The sequence below is a fragment of the Corynebacterium sp. HMSC30G07 genome (assembly GCF_001806945.1).
Taxonomy (GTDB): Bacteria; Actinomycetota; Actinomycetes; order Mycobacteriales; family Mycobacteriaceae; genus Corynebacterium; species Corynebacterium riegelii.
This window is the reverse complement of sequence record NZ_KV786455.1, coordinates 1-16,107: the sequence shown is the minus strand read 5'-3', so window position 1 is coordinate 16,107 and position 16,107 is coordinate 1. Positions and strand designations below refer to the sequence as shown.

The window sequence follows — 16,107 nt, the reverse complement described above, 5'->3', positions numbered from 1 at the left end:
TATCCCCGGTTTGGCAACATGCTGCCGCAATTCAAAAAAGCTCCCCCTGCTCCCCCGGCTCCCCCGGCTCCCCCGCCCCAAGGCACAATAGACCCATGTCCTGCACCATCTTGTACTCCACCTACTACGGCTCAACCAGGCAGTACGCCGAAGCGCTCGCCAAGCAGCTCAACACCACCGCCCAACAGATCCCGGACGCACCCGCGCTCAACGGCCCTACGGTGATCCTTGCGCCGGCGCACGGCCCGCTGCATGACGGCGTGAAACTCATCAAACAGCTTGACCCCAAGCAGGTCGAGCAAACCCCAATCGCCCTGGTCACCGTCGGGATGACCATTGATGAAGAGGTAGAAAAAGCCGACGCCACCGGCAAGCTCCTCGGCGGCCTTGCCCCGCACGTGAAGCGCTTCTACCTGCCTGGCCGCCTGAACTACTCGCAGCTCAACGTCCAGCACAAAGGCGTGATGCGCACGCTGATCACGGCGTTAAAGATCAAGCCGCGCAAGAGTGACAATGAGCGCAACATGATCGACACCTATGGCAAGGACTTCGACAGGGTTGACCTTGCACGCTTGGAGCCGATCGTCGATTGGGCCAACAAGCAGCAAGCAACCTAACGCGGCAAGTAGTAGCTGCTTAAGCCCCAAAGCGCGAACGGGAAGAAGATCATCGCGCCAATCAAACGGTGGCCAAAGAACGATGACAGGGCGAACAAACCCATCCGGGACATCTCCTGTTCCATATCCTCCGGCCAGGCGGCGGGGTTGAACCAGTTCAATGTCATAGAGGACAGTTCGGGGGCGCTGAAGCCGGGACGTGATTCGTTAGCAAGCGCAGGCGCCGACGTGGCGGCGACAAGGGAAACCGCAACAGCGGCGGCGATGGTACGGGTACGCATGCCTAGGAGTGTAAACGGTGCCGAGTGCTACAGTCGTCTCACGTGAACGCTGACTCCCTCCGCACTGGCCTGATTGTGGCGTTGGGGTCTGGGCTGGGGGCGCTGGCACGCTTCCTGCTCCTGTTCTGGCTGAATCCGACCACGCCGGAGATGCTCGCCATGTCAGTCACCTTCGCGGTGAACCTGGCAGCCTGCTTTGCCATGGGCTACTTCGACCCGGGCCCGTTCTGGGGCGTGGGCTTCCTCGGCGGCTTCTCCACGCTCTCGGCGGTCGCGCTCGCCAGCGCGCACAGCTCGGCTGCCTGGGCTTTGTTCACAATCGCACTTTGCTTATCGACGGCCACGTTAGCCTTCCTCGCCGGCTCCTCCACCCGAACCCACGCGCAGGTGTAGTGGTGTTTCGTGATGTTTAGTCAGGCGTCCTTACTCATCAGCGCTCTTGCCGTGTTTATCGGCGGGGTCCTTGGCGGCTTTGTGCGCTGGTGTTTCATGACGGCCATCGACCACCCGCTGGCAGCTACACTGACGGCGAACCTCACTGCGTCTGCAATCATGGGGTTCACGCTTGCGTTGCCTGGCCAGTGGCAAACGTTTGCCGGCATTGGATTTGCTGGATCGCTGTCCACCTTGGCCATGCTGGCTCGCCAACTGGGTCAGCTCATTGACCAGCACGAATACGCTATCGCCGCCATCTACGGTGTGGGCACTGCCCTGCTCGCCGTGTGTGCTGCCGCGATCGGCATCCATTGGGCACTGCTGGGCTTCGGCATTGCTTAACTGCCTGCCCAGGTCTCTGCCTAAAACAATTCCGAACAATTCGAAACAATTCGCTGACCAGCACAAACGCCAGGAAATGCCCCTAATTAACCCCGAATTCTTCGCCTAATTGTTTCCGAATTGTTTTCCCGCGCCATTTCCGCCGAAAAAACAATTCCCTGGGGAAATGTATGATGCAATTATGAATACGCAGGCTTCCTTTGCAGCTCTTCCGCCGTTTGTGGCTTCGGCTCTTGAAAACATTTATGAGGGCCAGACTGCTGATTCGCAGGAGTCGCTCACTCTTGAGTTTAAGGAGGACCCGAGTCTGCGGGTTGGGGCGGATAGGGCGCGGGCGGGGCTTATGGAGAAGCTGATTGATGAGGCCGTGTGTATGGCGAATAGTGACGCCGGCACGGGTTATATCGTTGTCGGTGTTGCGGATAAGACACCTGGCCCAGATGCGTTTTTGGGGTGTGAGCTGGGCGAGGAAGATGTTGCCCAGTCAATTTTTGGGCATACGGTTCCGAATATGAACGTGGTGGTCACTGAGCACCATGTGTGGGGTGTTCGTTTGCTGGTGATCTATGTTCCTGAGGCGCGTGCGCTGTATACGCGTAAGAATGGTGCTGCGAAGCGTCGTCAAGCTGATGCGAAGTTTTCTTGCGCTCCTATGACTGAGGAGCAGCGGCGTTCGATTGATGCGGCGCGTCGTAACCCGGATTTCTCCAATGAGCCTTCGGATGTGGCTGTTGAGGACCTGCGTTTGCCGGTGATTGAGGAGGCGCGTCGCATGCTGCGGGCGCACCGCCAACGCTCCGGCAGCGACGCCTTGGTCCCAGCCACCACTGCGGGTTTGCTCAAGGAATTGGGGCTTTTGCGTGACGACGCACGCTTGAAGCGCGCCGGCGAAATCCTCCTCGCCGATCCGGATCCCACAGATATTGTGATCCAGCATTTGTGGCGTGATTTCCCCGGATCGGATCCCAAGGTCACGGAGATTTCGGAGCCGATTCTTCTGGCTTTACCTCGGCTGAGGCGGATCATCGCGGAGAAAGGTAACCAGGAAATTGAGCGTGTGCTTTTTGACGACGGCACCGAAACCGCAATCCCCCGCTTTCCCGCCCAGGCTGTTGATGAAGTTGTGTCCAACGCAGTCATCCACCGCGACTGGCGCATTCCCGGTCCGGTTGTTGTGGAGCAGTCCAACCGCACGCTGAAAGTATCTTCACCTGGCCCTCTGCCGCCGGGGGTGTCGGTGGGCAGGCTGCTATCAACGCCGTCTGTTCCAAGGAATAACCGCTTAATGGCTGCGATGCGCACCCTTGGCCTTGCGGAGGAAAGCTCCCGCGGTTTTGACCGCATGTGGGCGGCGATGATCCGGTCGGGGCGTGATGTGCCTGAGGTGGAGGCCACGCCGGCGCATGTGCAGGTGATTCTTGCCGCGCAGGAGCCCGATACAAATTTTGTGAAGGGCTTGCAGCGTTTGTCCCAAAGGTATGGCGAAGCGCTGATGAACAGCGTCGATGCACTGATTGTTCTTTGGCACCTCAACTCCGCACCGATTATCACTGAGCACACTGCCGCGGAGAAAACGCAAAGCTCTCCCCTGCTGGTTCGGGAACTGATGTCAGAGATGGTGGACCGTGGCGTGCTTCAGGCGGTTCGTGACGCTGACGAGTGGGTGCTCAGCGACGAAGCACGCAACCTCCTTGGTCTTGCTAACCGTGAGGGATTACCCACGGTAAGTGTGCAGGAGTGGGTGGAGGCGCGTCTTGCAGACGGGGAAGCGCTCCAAGCCTCAGACATTGCCACCTTTGCGGGCATTAGCCCGGTGGAGGCCGGACGAATCTTGCGGCACCTGCGGTCTTTAGGCCGTGCTCGTATAGATCCCACAGGGCCGCAACGTGGACGAGGCACCCGCTGGATCAGTGCTTGAACCCGCACCTAGAACAATTCCAAACAATTCCGAACAATTCGCTGACCAGCAAAAACGTAAGACAATGCCCCTAATTCTCCCCGAATTCTTCGCCTAATTGTTTCCGAATTGTTTCTCCGATCCATTTCCACCAAAAAAACAATTCCCTGGGGAAATTCCGCTATTGCGGCAACTATCCCCGGTTTGGCAACATGCTGCCGCAATTCAAAAAAGCTCCCCCGGGCCAAGCCCAAGCCAAGCCCAAGCCAAGCTCAAGCACCCCAAACCCCGCCAACCAGCCCAGCTATTACACTGGCTAACCATGACTAACGCGAATCCCACCGCGCACCGCTACACCGCTGATCTGGCGAACACCATTGAGCAGAAGTGGCAGCAGTACTGGCGCGACAACGGCACGTTCAACGCTCCGAATCCCACGGGTGATTTGGCGCCACAGGCCTCCGATGGCGAGACGGCGCAGCTGCCGAAGGAGAAGCTGAACGTCCAGGACATGTTCCCGTACCCTTCTGGTGCGGGTCTGCACGTGGGGCACCCGCTGGGCTATATTGCAACGGATGTGTACGCCCGCTACAACCGCATGCTGGGCAAGAACGTCCTGCACACGCTGGGGTATGACGCGTTTGGTCTGCCGGCGGAGCAGTACGCAATCCAGACGGGTACGCACCCGCGCACCACTACTGAGGCCAACATTGCCAACATGGAGCGCCAGCTGGGTCAGTTGGGTTTGGGGCACGATAAGCGTCGTGCTGTGGCCACCACGGATCCGGAGTTTTACAAGTGGACGCAGTGGATTTTCCTGCAGATTTATAACGCCTGGTTTGATGAGGACCTGCAGAAGGCCCGCCCGATCGAGGACCTGGTCAAGGACCTTCTTTCGGGCGCGCGTACTACGAAGGATGGTCGTGACTTCAAGGACCTGACCACGGAGGAAAAGCACAAGGCGATTGATGAGTTCCGCCTGGTCTACCTTGCGGATTCCATGGTCAACTGGTGCCCGGGCCTGGGCACGGTGCTGGCTAATGAGGAGGTTACGGCGGATGGTAAGTCTGAGCGCGGCAACTTCCCCGTCTACCGCAAGCGTCTGAAGCAGTGGATGATGCGGATTACGGATTACTCGGATCGTCTGTTGGATGATCTGGAGTTGCTGGATTGGCCGGAGAAGGTCAAAGCCATGCAGCGCAACTGGATCGGCCGCTCCCGCGGTGCGGAGGTTGCGTTTGACTCCCTTGCTGGCCCGATTGAGGTGTTCACCACCCGTCCGGACACGCTGTTCGGCGCGACCTACGTGGTGCTCGCCCCGGAGCACGAGCTGGTCAATGAACTAACCACCGACGCTTACGCCGACGGTATCGACGCCCGCTGGACCAACGGCAAACAGACCCCGCGTGAGGCAATCAGCGCGTACCTGGACGCCATCGCCGCAAAGAGCGACCTTGAGCGTCAGGAGAACAAGGAAAAGACCGGCGTGTTTACCGGCTCGTACGCCACGAACCCGGTCAATGGTGAGCAGGTGCCGATCTTCATCGCGGACTACGTGCTCACCGGCTACGGCACGGGCGCAATTATGGCGGTGCCGGCGCACGATGAGCGCGACTATGAGTTCGCCACCGTCTTCGGCCTGCCGATTATCCCGGTGCTGGACGCCGACGTTACCGAGGAAGCGTTTGTGGGCGACGCCCCGCACATCAACTCCGCCAACCAGGACGGCCTTGATCTCAACGGCCTGGGCAAGCAGGAGGGCGTTGACCAGGCGATTGCGTGGCTCGTCGATAAGCAAAAAGGCTCCGAAAAAATCCAGTACAAGCTGCGCGACTGGCTGTTTGCCCGCCAGCGCTACTGGGGCGAGCCCTTCCCAATTGTGTATGACGAAAACGGCCAGGCGCACGGCATTCCGGAGGACCAGCTGCCGGTAGAGCTGCCGGAGGTTGAGGACTACAAGCCGGTGTCCTTTGACCCGGACGACAAGGATTCGGAGCCTTCTCCCCCGCTGGCCAAGGCCACGGACTGGGTGAACGTGACCATGGATTTGGGCCATGGTGAGCAGCAGTATCGTCGTGACACGAACGTGATGCCGCAGTGGGCCGGTTCTTCCTGGTACCAGCTGCGATACATCGATCCGACGAACTCGGATGAGTTTGTCAACATTAAGAATGAGGAGTACTGGACCGGCCCGCGCGGCGAGAATGACCCGGGTGGCGTGGACCTGTACGTGGGCGGCGTGGAGCATGCCGTGCTGCACTTGCTCTACGCGCGTTTCTGGCACAAGGTGCTCTATGACCTGGGCTTTGTTACCTCCAAGGAGCCGTACCGCCGCCTGTTCAACCAGGGTTACATCCAGGCCTACGCGTTTACGGATTCCCGCGGCATCTACGTCCCGGCCGCCGAGGTTGAGGAGAAGGACGGCAAGTTCTACTACAACGGCGAGGAAGTCAACCGCGAGTACGGCAAGATGGGCAAGTCCCTGAAGAACGCCGTGGCGCCGGATGATGTGGTGCGTGATTACGGTGCGGACACCCTGCGTGTCTACGAGATGTCGATGGGCCCGCTGGACACCTCCCGCCCGTGGGCCACGAAGGACGTTGTGGGTGCGCACCGCTTCCTGCAGCGCCTGTGGCGCCTGGTGGTGGATGAGGAAACCGGCAACGTCACCGTCACCGATAACGCTTTGACCAGCGATGATGAGAAGCAGCTGCACCGCACCATCGCCGGTGTGCGCGACGATTATGAGCACCTGCGCGACAACACCGTTGCCGCCAAGCTCATCGAGTACGTCAACTACCTGACCAAGGCCTACCCGATTGGTGCCCCGCGCGCGGCCGTGACTCCCCTGGTGCAGATGGTCTCCCCGCTCGCGCCGCACATCGCTGAGGAATTGTGGGCACAGCTCGGCCACACCGGCACCATCACCTTTGAGCCATTCCCGACCTTTGATGAGCAGTTGCTTGTCGACGACACCGTGGAACTGCCCATCCAAATCAACGGGAAAGTCAAAGCGAGAATTGATGTTCCTACCGACGCATCCCAAGACGAGATCGCCACAATTGCTCTTGCAGACCCGAAGGTTGTGGAACTGACGGACGGCAAGACCGTGGTGAAGACCATTGTGGTGCCGGGCCGCATGGTCAACCTTGTAGTGAAGTAAACAGCAACAAAATAAGGAGAATTTTTGACTGTCCCCGACGACTTTGCCCGATTCGAAGTAAACTCCGCCGCTGATCTTGCGGGTGCTAACGCGCAGCGTTTCCATGGCACCCGGCTTGTAGACGGCTACTTTGGCGACACCGATACCCCACACCCGATCAACGACCCCGCGGCGAATGGCTACAGCCACACCAAGGGCACCGGCAAATTGCGCGTGGGCCAGGCGATTGCCTGGACGTTTGGCGTGTACAAGACCAACCCGAAGTTCTGGCTGCTCCTTGGCGTACTCATGGCGGTGTTGGGCGTTGCGGATCAGATCCCGGGGCTTGCGCTCTTTGGCCTGCTGTTTACCATTGCGCGTGTGCTGTTGGACCCGGTGTTTGCCAGCGCGGCGTTGCAGCAGACGTTGACTACGCAGGTGGCTAAGCCGAACTCCCCCGCCTACGGCAAGGCGTTGGGCGTGTCTGTGGTCAACCGCATGCTGGTTGGCCTTGTCGGTATCATCCTGGCCGCCATTGCGTTTGTGATCACCCTGGCCGTGACGGGTTTTGACCCGACTGCTTTTGGCGATACTGCCAACATGAGCCAAGAGCAAATCCAAGAGCAGATGGTGAACATGGCTGTGGCTGCCATGCCCGGCGTGATTGCCGGTGCCTTGGTGTTCGCCCTGGTGGCGCCATTTGCGGTGTACCCGGTGTTCTACGCCGCAGATAACGCGGGCAGCTTCGGCTTCTGCCTGGGCGAAGGCATGAAGGCCGCCAAGCGCAACTACGGCACTACCCTGCTGCTCTTGCTGTTTAGCCTGGTCGTTGGCGTGGGTGCTGCGATCCCGGCTGCGGCGGTTGACGTGATGGGCTTCAACGTCTGGGCGGGCACGGGCCTGACCTTCCTGCTCACCGTGCTGCTTGCGCCGGTGGTCTACCTGGCGCAGGCGCACGCCTACCGACAGGTCTCCGGCGGACCCGTCCCGCACGAGGCCACCTCCTAGCGCGTGGCTGCCAAACGCTTCAGCGGTGGGCACCGGGTTTCTCCGGTGCTCGCCGTTTTCGTTTTCGCGGTAATCTTCGTGCTCACCCTGGGCAAGGCCTACTTTTCAGTACCCGGCCTGTGGGAGGCCCAAGCGCACGAGGTGCGCCAGCTGCGGTTGATTCCCTTTGAAACGTTCATCCACCCGCGGGTGTGGTGGGGCCCGTGGTTCAACCTGTTTGGCAACATCGCCCTGTTTGTGCCCGTGGGCTGGGTGTTTTTCCGCGACAGCGTGCGCCGCGCCACGCTCTGCGGCCTACTGCTCAGCTTGGGCATCGAAACCGCGCAGTACATCCTGGCGGTGGGCTTTTCGGATCTTGACGACGTCTGGTGCAACACCCTCGGCACCTACCTCGGCGCCCGCGCCGCCGCTGCCTGGTATGCGCGCCCGCGTTAGAAGCGCGCTAGATCCCGTGCTTGTAGTAGTCCAGCATGCGGCCAAACATGCGGCGAGCCTCCGGGGTGATTGCCATGTGCTTGCTGCTGTCATCCAAGGCCGCGAAGCTAATCAGCAGGCTCACAACATCCGAGAAGTTCTCGGGCATGCGGCCTAGCTTGTTTTCAATGCCGTACTCGGTGCCAAGGTTGAACATATTGCCCAGGGTGGTCAAGCTTTCACGCCACAGCGTTTCACCAAAGGCGTGTTCAAAGCCGCGCGCCCACTCCGGGATAAATACGCCGGTCATGTCGATGGAGTTGAGCAGGTCAAAGCCAAGATCTGTAACTTCCAGCGTTTTTTTACTGGTCACCCCGATAAAGCCGGCGCCTTCCAACAGCTTGCGCACTTCGTGGACTCCCGGGATGGATGTCTCGGTTGGGCGGGAGTACCAGGACGTGATATTGAGCACGTCACTGATCTCCTGGACCACAGCGGTAGGCAACTGGCCCTTTTTCGCGGTGAGCTTTACCGGGTCGAGGAAGATCTCCATCAGGTCGCGCACGACGTCATCCATCGTGGCCTCCTCGAATGCGCCGGGGAAGTCAGGCATAAGGTGCGGCGGCGTCTCGTCCAGAAAATCAACCTCGGGCTCACCAAGGTGGGAATCAAAAAAGTCCGCCACCGCGGCAAGCAGGGTAGGGTTGCGGTCCGCCTCCGGGTCCGTCTGGATGATCTCGCGCAGGTCTGGGCGCGAGTCCAAAAAGTTCTCAAACTCTTCCGCCAGGTCCGCCTGGTGGAACGGCGCCTTGGCAAACTCCTCGCCGTAGAACAGTTCTTCTGCCGCCAGGCTGATACGCGTTGCCACGGCAACCTGGTCAGCCACCGTCAGCCGCTGCAGGATCCGCTCCGGGCTCATCACCGGCAGGTAGCTCAGCAGCAGGGGAGTGATCTCCATATTCGGTGCCAGACCTGCAGCGATACGGCGCGCCTCAATTCGGAACTTGGTCATCATCGCCGGACCATGCGCGGCCTCAACAATGTCGGGGCCCGCCGCGTCCACCAACGCCGGCGTCGGCGAATCTAACTGGGTTGGGCCGAGCAACTCAACGGCGATGTTCCAGTTCGCCGCCGGGTCATAGATATAGGTCATCGGGGTAATATCCCCAACGGTAAGACTCGTCTCGCTCAGCTCCCCAGGACCAGGATGCGCCGTGTATAGCTTGCGGAAACCACCCTCACCCTGGGTGTACAGGTGCGTCGCCGCACCGGAAAACCCAAACGCCGCATCAATCACCGCGCTGAGGTGACCCAAGTGCATCGCCGAATCCACGTTCACGCAACGCGAAATCTCCGGGTCCGCCCCCTCCAAGGACAACAAGACAGTGACGTTCATACTTTTCTAAAACACCTTTCCCCCGAAGATGACCGCTTGGGCCTCTTCATTCCCCAAATTCTTCACGCCCCATGTGGCCGTACCAACGTCAGTGTAGCCAACAACACCGCGCGGAACACGCGTATTTTGCAAAGCCAACCCGTCACTCACCGCGAGCAGGCCGTATTCAAAGTCCGGCTCCAGCGTCATCGCCACCTCCGCACCTGGTGCAAGGCGGATTTCCGCGGCAACCAGTGGGGAAGGGGGAACAACGGGGGAGGTCTGCCCAAACATGGAGCCGACAAACACGCGGGCCTCGCCAACCAGCTCCGTGGTCACGCTGCGCAGGGTAAAGACGTCTGGCTGGTAAATCTCCACAGTGCTCTCACCAGCGCCAGCGCCCGCACCATCAGCATCCACAACCGCATCCAGTTGCACGCCGTAGGCGGAAGCCCCAACGTCCACCAACACTTTGTCCCCGGAGGTCACCACGGCGCCCTGGCCAGCAGAGACTGCTTCGGAGAGGTGGTGGCGGTCGGTGAGGGTCAACGTGGCGTCGATAGGCAGAAGCACTGAAAAACGCCCCGGCTTCGGCGCCAGGCGACCCGTAGCTGCGAAATCCCATGCCCCGATGAGGCTTCCCTGAGTGTGCACCATGTGCTGTATGGTACCTGCGTGCACCAACTTTCAGCAGGACTCATGCTTACGCTGGCGATCTTCTCGTCTGCCGGCCCGCTGTCTATTGACATGTACCTGCCCGGCCTGCCGCAACTACAGCAGGAACTGGGCACCACCCCCGGCGCGGTCCAGCTGACCATCTCCGCGTTCATGATCGGCATGGCGGTGGGCAACCTGCTGTTCGGCGCGATTTCAGACGGCACCGGCCGCAAACGCCCCCTGGTCATTGCCAGTGTCATTTTCTTCCTCACGTCGGTGGGGTGTGCGCTTGCGCCGACCATTGGCACGCTGATCGCGGTACGTTTCCTCCAAGGCCTGGCCGGCGGGTGTGTGATTGTGGTGTCGCGTGCCGTGGTGCCGGACCTGGTGCACGGTGTGGCGGCGGCCCGTGCGTTTTCCGCCCTGCAGGCGCTCTCCGGGTTCATGCCGGCGCTCGCGCCCGCCATCGGTGGTTTGCTGATTCCTACGGTGGGGTGGCGCGGCGTGTTCTGGGTGCTGGCGGGTGTGAACCTGTTGCAGCTGGTTGTGGCGCTGCGCATGCCGGAAACACTGCCCGCGGAGAAGCGCTCGCCCGGTGCGCTGAGCGGCCTGGCCTCGCGTATTTGGCGCTGCCTGCAGCACCCCGTGTTCGTCGGCTACATGCTCGCCGGCGCGCTCGGCTTCGGCGCGCTCTTCGCCTACATCTCCGGCTCACCCCTGGTCCTGCAGGTGCAACTCGGCCAATCGCCCACCGCCTACGCGTTCACCTTCGGCGCGATCGCGCTGCTGTTTCCCATCTCCAACGCCTTGAACATGCGCGTGGTTCGCTCGGTTGCCCCCAGGAAGGTGTTGGTTTGGGCTTTGCTTATCGACGCCTGCGTGACCACCATCCTCATCATCCTTTCTCTGACCCGCCCATCGTTGGTCCCCGTGGTGGCCTGTCTTGCCATTTTGGCCATGATGTCCGGGTTCATCTCCGCAAACGCGGCGGCGCTTGCGGTGGAGGAGATCCGCGCGATCGGCGCGGGTGCCGGCAGCGGCGCGATGGGCTTTGCGCAGTTTTTGATCGCGGGCGTGGTCCCAGCACTGGTCGGCCTGGGCTCCAACCACGCGCTGACCATGTCGGTGGTGTCTCTGGTGTGCGCGGGCGCGGCGTTTGCGGGCATGCAAGTGCTCACCCGCGCCAAATAGCTAGCGCTGGCCAGCGCTAAATAATCCTGCGGTCCTGGGCTTGCTGCACCGCCGCGGTGCGGTTATCCACCCCGAGCTTTTCGTAGATGTGGATCAGGTGCGTCTTCACCGTGGCCAGCGAGATGAACAGCTGATCCGCAATCTGCCTGTTGGACGCCCCCGTTTTCAGCGCCTGGAGGATCTCAATCTCGCGTATGGAGAGGGCCTCGTTCGGGTTCATCACTCGATCTGCCAGCACGCCCGCTGCCTGGGGAGACAGCACACGCTCGCGCCGGGCGGCTTTTAACACGGCGTTGTGGAGGTCTTCCTCGGGGGCGTCTTTCAGCAGGTAGCCCAAGGCACCGGCCTCCATGGCGGCCAGCACGTCAGACTGCGTGTCATACGTGGTCAGGATCAACACCGGGGGACCGCCCGCCTTGGTCAACCGCCTGGTCAGGTCGATGCCGCTTGAGCCCGGCATCTGGATGTCCGTGACCACCACGTCCACATCGTCCGGGACTTCGGCGTTGCCATTGTCAGCCTCGGCGACCACCTCAACGTCACCAAAAGAGTTCAGTACTGCGCGTAAGCCGGCGCGGACGACCGGATGGTCGTCTATAAGCATGATCCTGATCATTGTTCCTCCACAGGGACGCTGGCGGCGAGCACGGAGCCGTCGATAGTCAAGGTGCCACCGACCTCAGCCAAACGGGCGCGCAGGCCCTTGATGCCAAAGCCTTCCTCGCCGATGATGCCATCACCGTTGTCATACACGTCCACCGTAGCCACACGGCCAGAGCCGTCCCCAGAGACGTCTACCGTGATCACCGCGAGATCCGCGCGCGAGTGGCGCTCAATGTTGCTCACACCCTCGCGCACCACGCGCTCAATCACACTGGCCGCCGGCTCCGGCACGTCCGTATCCGCGTTGACCTGCACGCGAAGCGCATGGCCCAGCGCGCGTTGGCGCTCCTCGGCGCTTGCGGCAAGCTCATGAAGGCGCGTGGGCAGGGGAGCTGCCGGGGGAGCGTTGACCGCAACAAACCGCCTTGCTGCCGCCAGGTTTTCCGAGGCAGTCGACCGAATCGTATCCAAGGTGGCACGCGCCTTTTCATTACCACCCAGCTGCTTATCCAACGCCCGGCCGAGCAACACGATAGAGCTCAACCCCTGCGCCATCGTGTCATGCACCTCGCGCGAAAGCCGAGCACGCTCCTCAGCCACACCCGCGGCATGCTCCAGCGCCTTATACATCTCCGTTTCCTGCCGCAGCGCCTGGTAGGCATACACAATGAACACCGCAAGCAGCGTGCCAATCGTCGGGCCAATAAAACCCGCCCAGCCCGCATCCGGCACCGTGCGCCCAAGCGTTGCCACCAACAACGCCGCCGCCACAGAAAGACCCAACCCGCTCGGCAACAGCAGCTGCGCCAAAATCACCAGCGGAAACTCCAACCACACAAACGCACTCGTGCGCACCCCAAGCGCCGCCCACAACGCAACGATCAGCGCCAGCCACGCATACGACGCCGCCCGTGACACCTCACGGCCCTGATGCGCCCACACCGTGCCCGCCAAATACACAGCAGCAAACGCCGCCACCAGAAGCACCGTCACCGGGTTCAACGCTTCTCCTTGGCTTGCGCTTAACAAGCCAACACCAAGCAGCACAGCCGTCAGCACGTGCAAGCTCACGCTCAACAAAACCAAAATGTGGTTGGTGGTCTTCACAACGCCCAAACCTATCAACCGAACGGTTGAGGCAGATTTCAACCGCCCGCCCGATGTGGAAATCCCCAGGTCACACGCACAATAGGGGCCATGTTCCTAGCTTTGAGAGAAATCACGAACGCCCGCGGGCGTTTCGGGCTGATCGCCGGCACCGTCGCGCTGATCACCCTCCTGGTGGTCATGCTCACCGGACTCACCGCGGGCCTTGGCAAACAAAACACCTCCGCGCTTGAGGCGCTCAACCCACAGTCCGTGGTGTTCCAAGACAACGAGGACCCATCATTTACCACCTCGCGCGTTGACGCCGAAGCGGGCACGACGCCACTCGGCACCGCACAAACCCTGCTCACGCGTGCTAACGGCACCGAAGACGCCGTTGCCATCCTCGCCCTGCCCAAAGGCACCATGCTGCCCGGCGGCGAAACCCTCGGCGACGGCGCCATCGCGTCAACGTCCCTCGACCTCGCCGCGGGCGAGGTGGTGGAGGTTGGTGGGCAGCAGGTGGGCGTCGATAAGCTAACTAGCCCCCTGGAATTTGCCCACTCACCCGTACTGTGGGTGCCAACCGAAATCTGGCAAACCGCCATGCACACCGACGCCGACGGCACCGTGCTCCTCGCCGCCAACGACAGCGGGCTCAGCCTGCGCGAATCCTTTGCCGGCCTGCCCGCCTACGGCTCCGAACAAGGCTCCCTGCTCATGATCCAAGGGTTCCTCTACGCCATCGCCGCGCTGGTCATCGTCGCATTCCTCACCGTGTGGACCATGCAGCGCACCCGCGACCTGGCCATCCTCAAGGCCATCGGCGGCTCCAACGCCTACCTGCGTAAAGACGCCCTCGGCCAGTCCGCAATCCTCCTCGGCTTCGGCGTGATCCTGGGCACCGGCATCGCACGCGCGCTTGGCGCACTCGCATCCGGCACCGTGCCATTCACGCTCAGCACCCTGACCACCGTCGGCCCGCCGCTCGGCATCTTCGCCCTTGGCATGGTCGGCGCCCTGATAGCCACCCGCTCGATTACCAACGTCCAACCCCAGCTCGCACTCGGAGGCATCGCCTAAATGCTCACCATGGAAAACGTCACCGTCACCTTCAAAGACGGCCAAGACACCATCACCGCACTCGACAACGCCACCTTCACCGCCCGCGACGGCGAAATCACCTTCATCGTCGGCGAATCCGGCTCCGGCAAATCCACCCTGCTCTCCGCCGCCGCCGGCCTGATCACCCCCGACAGCGGCAGCATTCTTATCGACGCCACCCCCGTCACCAACCACACCCGCCTAACAAGGATCGGCATGATCTTCCAACAGGCGAACCTCATCGGGGCGCTCAACGTACGCGACCAGCTGCTGATCACCGACCACATGCGCGGCATCAAACCACGCAAAGACCGCGCCGACGAACTCCTAGCCAAGGTCGGATTGGACGGGCTCGGCGACCGCAAGATGCAGCAACTCTCCGGCGGCCAGCGCCAACGCGTCGGCATCGCACGCGCGTTGATGGGGGAGCCCTCGCTCATTCTTGCCGACGAACCAACCGCCGCCCTCGACTCCACCCGCACCGAAGAAATCGTGTCTCTCCTCCGATCGCTGGTAGCCGATACCGGCGTGGCCTGCGGCTTTGTCACCCACAACCGGTCCATGATCACCCCGGATGACGCCGTGTACGAAGTCCGCGACGGCCACGTCCAGCGCCTCAGCGCCCGCGAATCTGTGCTGGTTTAGCGCAGGCGCGGGCGGGAGAACCCGACCAACGTCACCAGCGCCGCCGCGCCGAGTATGAGCGTGATCAACAACGTGCCGCTGAGGTACCCGGCGTCCACGCTGGCCGCGCCGAGCGCGGAACCGGCGGCGATACCCACCTGGAACGTGACCACGTAAATAGAACTCGCCATGTCCTGGTTGCCCTTGCCGGCGTGCATGAAGATCGTGGTCGCAGCCGTCGGCAATGTGCCTGAGGACATGCCCAGCAACGCAACCGCCACAAACATCAGCACGCCGCTTTGTTGCTGGAGGGCGAGAAGGCCGGTGAACGCGGACGTCATTAAGAAAAGTGCATCAAAGCCGTTCAACCGGATCATGCGGGCATCCACCCGGCGGCCCGCGACCACCACAAAAATAATGCCCACCACGCCATAGAGCGCCAAGCCCGGCGCGACCCACCGCTCACCAGCCGTATCCTGCAACAACAACGCCAGGTACGTAAACGTGGCAAACAGCGCCGTGACCGAAAACGTTAAGTAAAACACCAACGACGGCAACGCAGACTTCGTCTTCTGCACATTCGCGGTCTTGACCGGGGGCTTCGCTGGCATGCTCGGCAGCGTCTTGAGCAGCAGTAAGAACGCCACAATCGCGCCAACACCCAGCAGCCACGTAGCGTTACGCCACCCAATCGCGTGACCAACCGCGGTGGTCATCGGCGCACCCAACACCGTCGACATCGTCGAGCCAAACGACACCGCCGCCACCGCCTTACCCATCTGACCCGCCGGCGCCAACCTCGCCGCCATCGGGTTGACCAACGACCAAAACAACCCATGCGTAAACGCCGCCGTCACACGACCAACCACCAACATGGGATAACTCGTAGCGATCGCCTGCAACACAATGCCCGTGAGCAAAAACGCCAGCGTGGCAATAAACAACGGCCTACGGTTCATCCGCCGCGTGTAATGCATCAACGGGATAGTCACCACGGCAACCAAACCCGCGTACACCGTCATAAGCAGGCCGATCTGGCCCTCCGTCACGCCCAGGTCAACCGCCATTGGGGAGATCAACCCAATCGCAAACATCTCATACGTGACGTACACAAACGCCGCGAAGCTCATCGCCATCAGCGGCACGATCTGCATCTGGGACTTTGGTGCTTGCACGCTTGCACCATACGCGCATTCGCGTGATGCGGCCGAACTGCGTCACTGAACAGCGGGGGCCTGCGTGCCGACGCCGGCCTGTTCCCGCGCCGCCCCGCCCTGGCCCGCCCTGGCCGCGTTTCGGCCGTGCACCGGGTTGCTCTGGCCGTGCTCCGG

16 protein-coding genes are annotated in these 16,107 nt (G+C 61.6%); 10 read left to right on the top strand and 6 right to left on the bottom strand.

Going from position 1 to position 16,107, the window contains the following annotated elements; translation table 11 throughout:
• The first annotated feature begins 95 nt into the window (after window positions 1–95).
• Window positions 96–617, top strand: a complete 522-nt coding sequence (locus tag HMPREF3104_RS04010) for a flavodoxin domain-containing protein (RefSeq protein ID WP_070494498.1) — start codon at window positions 96–98, stop codon at window positions 615–617.
• On the opposite strand, the gene HMPREF3104_RS04005 is transcribed toward HMPREF3104_RS04010, so the two are convergent.
• Complete coding sequence (locus HMPREF3104_RS04005) at window positions 614–898, bottom strand: hypothetical protein (protein ID WP_070494497.1); 285 nt, start codon at window positions 896–898, stop codon at window positions 614–616. The two genes, HMPREF3104_RS04010 and HMPREF3104_RS04005, sit on opposite strands and share 4 nt — an antisense overlap.
• 42 nt (window positions 899–940) lie before the next feature.
• Between HMPREF3104_RS04005 and HMPREF3104_RS04000 the strand changes: the two genes are divergently transcribed.
• The 6 genes from HMPREF3104_RS04000 to HMPREF3104_RS03975 all read left to right on the top strand — a co-directional run bounded on the left by HMPREF3104_RS04000 (window position 941) and on the right by HMPREF3104_RS03975 (window position 8,157).
• Window positions 941–1,291 carry a CrcB family protein gene (locus HMPREF3104_RS04000; protein WP_070494495.1) on the top strand — a complete coding sequence of 117 codons (351 nt, stop codon included), beginning with the start codon at window positions 941–943 and terminating at the stop codon, window positions 1,289–1,291.
• Between the two features lie 12 nt (window positions 1,292–1,303).
• Window positions 1,304–1,675, top strand: coding sequence for a FluC/FEX family fluoride channel (locus HMPREF3104_RS03995; protein WP_083278919.1), 372 nt, complete (start codon window positions 1,304–1,306; stop codon window positions 1,673–1,675).
• Window positions 1,676–1,856: 181 nt separating this feature from the next.
• Entirely contained in the window at window positions 1,857–3,593 is a 1,737-nt protein-coding gene (locus HMPREF3104_RS03990) for an RNA-binding domain-containing protein (RefSeq protein WP_070494501.1), read from the top strand.
• A gap of 301 nt (window positions 3,594–3,894) precedes the next feature.
• On the top strand, window positions 3,895–6,735 hold the full coding sequence (leuS, locus tag HMPREF3104_RS03985) for a leucine--tRNA ligase (protein WP_070494491.1): 2,841 nt from the start codon (window positions 3,895–3,897) through the stop codon (window positions 6,733–6,735).
• Between the two features lie 24 nt (window positions 6,736–6,759).
• Window positions 6,760–7,722, top strand: a complete 963-nt coding sequence (locus HMPREF3104_RS03980; protein WP_070494489.1) for a hypothetical protein — start codon at window positions 6,760–6,762, stop codon at window positions 7,720–7,722.
• A 3-nt stretch (window positions 7,723–7,725) separates the two neighbouring features.
• Window positions 7,726–8,157 (top strand): VanZ family protein, encoded by a 432-nt coding sequence (locus HMPREF3104_RS03975; RefSeq protein WP_083278918.1) that lies wholly within the window; start codon window positions 7,726–7,728, stop codon window positions 8,155–8,157.
• A 7-nt stretch (window positions 8,158–8,164) separates the two neighbouring features.
• On the opposite strand, the gene HMPREF3104_RS03970 is transcribed toward HMPREF3104_RS03975, so the two are convergent.
• Both HMPREF3104_RS03970 and HMPREF3104_RS03965 read right to left on the bottom strand, forming a co-directional pair.
• Complete coding sequence (locus tag HMPREF3104_RS03970; protein WP_070494487.1) at window positions 8,165–9,532, bottom strand: IS1096 element passenger TnpR family protein; 1,368 nt, start codon at window positions 9,530–9,532, stop codon at window positions 8,165–8,167.
• A 6-nt stretch (window positions 9,533–9,538) separates the two neighbouring features.
• A complete protein-coding gene (locus HMPREF3104_RS03965; protein ID WP_070494485.1) occupies window positions 9,539–10,168 on the bottom strand; it encodes a pirin family protein in 630 nt (209 codons plus the stop codon).
• Between the two features lie 18 nt (window positions 10,169–10,186).
• Here HMPREF3104_RS03965 and HMPREF3104_RS03960 point away from each other — a divergent pair, with 18 nt between their 5' ends.
• The gene (locus HMPREF3104_RS03960) at window positions 10,187–11,359 is read left to right on the top strand and encodes a multidrug effflux MFS transporter (RefSeq protein WP_070494500.1); all 1,173 of its coding nucleotides are present in this window, start codon (window positions 10,187–10,189) and stop codon (window positions 11,357–11,359) included.
• Window positions 11,360–11,375: 16 nt separating this feature from the next.
• Here HMPREF3104_RS03960 and HMPREF3104_RS03955 read toward each other — a convergent pair whose 3' ends face one another.
• The gene (locus HMPREF3104_RS03955; protein WP_070494483.1) at window positions 11,376–11,975 is read right to left on the bottom strand and encodes a response regulator; all 600 of its coding nucleotides are present in this window, start codon (window positions 11,973–11,975) and stop codon (window positions 11,376–11,378) included.
• Window positions 11,972–13,069, bottom strand: coding sequence for a sensor histidine kinase (locus HMPREF3104_RS03950; RefSeq protein ID WP_070494499.1), 1,098 nt, complete (start codon window positions 13,067–13,069; stop codon window positions 11,972–11,974). The genes HMPREF3104_RS03955 and HMPREF3104_RS03950 overlap by 4 nt, the downstream gene beginning before the upstream one ends.
• Window positions 13,070–13,159: 90 nt before the next feature.
• On the opposite strand from HMPREF3104_RS03950, the gene HMPREF3104_RS12440 reads away from it, so the two are divergent.
• Entirely contained in the window at window positions 13,160–14,131 is a 972-nt protein-coding gene (locus HMPREF3104_RS12440; RefSeq protein WP_070494481.1) for an ABC transporter permease, read from the top strand.
• Window positions 14,132–14,797, top strand: coding sequence for an ABC transporter ATP-binding protein (locus HMPREF3104_RS12435; RefSeq protein ID WP_070494479.1), 666 nt, complete (start codon window positions 14,132–14,134; stop codon window positions 14,795–14,797).
• On the opposite strand, the gene HMPREF3104_RS03935 is transcribed toward HMPREF3104_RS12435, so the two are convergent.
• Window positions 14,794–15,906, bottom strand: a complete 1,113-nt coding sequence (locus HMPREF3104_RS03935; RefSeq protein ID WP_083278921.1) for an MFS transporter — start codon at window positions 15,904–15,906, stop codon at window positions 14,794–14,796. The genes HMPREF3104_RS12435 and HMPREF3104_RS03935 overlap by 4 nt on opposite strands.
• Between the last annotated feature and the right edge of the window lie 201 nt (window positions 15,907–16,107).